We start from the raw sequence: 1,504 nt of genomic DNA, 5'->3' as shown, positions 1-1,504 counted from the left end.
CACGTGTAAACCAGCGGGATCAACGCCCGGTGAAGCGGGCCTCGCGACGCTCGGCAAAGGACCGGATCCCTTCCCTGAAGTCCTGCGACGCGAAGACCTCCTCTCGAATCTGCGGGATGGCGGCAATCGCTGCCTGCTCGCCGTGCTCGATATAGGTCAGAGCCGCTGCCTTGGTCGCACGCAGGCCGATCGGCGCGACCTTGCAGATCGCCCGGGCAATCTCCATCGCGCGCTCGCGGTGCCGACCGTATGGATGCACTTCCTGGACGAAGCCGCAGCGGTACGCCTCCTCGGCGGAGAATTCGTCACAGAGGAACAGGTGGTACATCGCATTGCCCCAGCCCGTGCGGGTCAGGTAACGGTAGTGCGCGCCACCCAGCGGCGCGATGCCGCGTTTCGATTCCATCTGGCAGAAGCGAGCGGTGTCGGCTGCAATCACGATGTCCGAGGCCAGCATCTGCTCGATGCCGATCGTATAGGTAATGCCATGGACCACCGAGATCAGCGGCTTGCGATTGGGCATGTCGAGTCCGGCAGTGGTGTGCTCGCCGGCGGGGTCGAGAACTGCCGCCCACAGGTTGTCGTCGTCGTCGAACTCGGTCAGCCGCTGCGAGAGCTGTTGCATCATCTCCGGGGTGAAGGCGTTCTTCTTGGCCGTGTTGTCGACCGAGATGATTGCGATATGATCCTCGATCGTCATGCGGACTTCGGGCGTCGTTGCTGCGTTGCTCATGATGGTCTCCTTCGCTCAGGTGGATTGGCACTTCGCATGGGGATTAAATATAGCCGGATGAAATCAGACGGCAGTCACCCCGCCGTCCACAGCAAGAATCTGGCCGGTAATGTGCTTGCCTGCGTCACTGGCGAATAGCAGGGCTGCGCCCTTGAGGTCGTCGTCATCACCGATGCGCTGCAGGGGCGCGCGCTCCGACAGTTTCTCGATGCCGACCTTCTCGATCGTTCCTCTGGTCATCTTCGACGGGAAAAAGCCCGGCGCGAGCGCATTGACGGTGATGCCGTACGGCCCCCACTCGCTGGCAAGCGCACGGGTGAAATTGACGACTGCACCCTTGCTCGTGTTGTAAGCGATGGTCGGCTGGCCCGTGGGACCGTTGCCCCTGAGGCCGGCAATTGAGGCGAGGTTGATGATGCGGCCATAGCGATTGGGGATCATCGACAGCTTCCCGATCTGCTGCGTGAGCAGGAAGATCGCCCGTACGTTCAAGTTCATGACCTTGTCCCAGGCGGAAAGCGGATGGTCAGCCGTGGTCGCGCCCCACGTGGCGCCGGCATTGTTGACGAGGATGTCGACCTTGCCCAGGCGTTCCATCGCTTCGTTGGCAAGGCGCTCGACATTGTCCTCGCTTGCGTTGTCTGCCGCGATCCAGCTTGCGTTCACACCCAGGCCGGTCAGATGCGTCTGGGCGGACTGAAGCGCGTCCGCCTTGCGCGCCGAGATCACCACACGGGCCCCTTGCGTGCCAAGCGCCTCGGCAATCTGCAG

The 1,504-nt window shown here is 62.6% G+C and carries 2 protein-coding genes; both read right to left on the bottom strand.

Features of this window, described 5'->3' with window-relative positions; translation table 11 throughout:
* Positions 1-19: 19 nt before the first annotated feature.
* Entirely contained in the window at positions 20-733 is a 714-nt protein-coding gene (locus AWB67_RS37590) for an enoyl-CoA hydratase-related protein (protein ID WP_087660832.1), read from the bottom strand.
* 63 nt (positions 734-796) lie between these two features.
* On the bottom strand, positions 797-1,504 hold a 708-nt coding region (locus AWB67_RS37585; RefSeq protein WP_125477875.1), incomplete at its 5' end, for an SDR family oxidoreductase.

The sequence above is a fragment of the Caballeronia terrestris genome (genome assembly GCF_001544515.1).
In the GTDB taxonomy this organism is placed as follows: domain Bacteria; phylum Pseudomonadota; class Gammaproteobacteria; order Burkholderiales; family Burkholderiaceae; genus Caballeronia; species Caballeronia terrestris.
The sequence above is the reverse complement of the archived record's forward strand: the minus strand, read 5'-3'. Positions and strand labels throughout refer to the sequence as shown.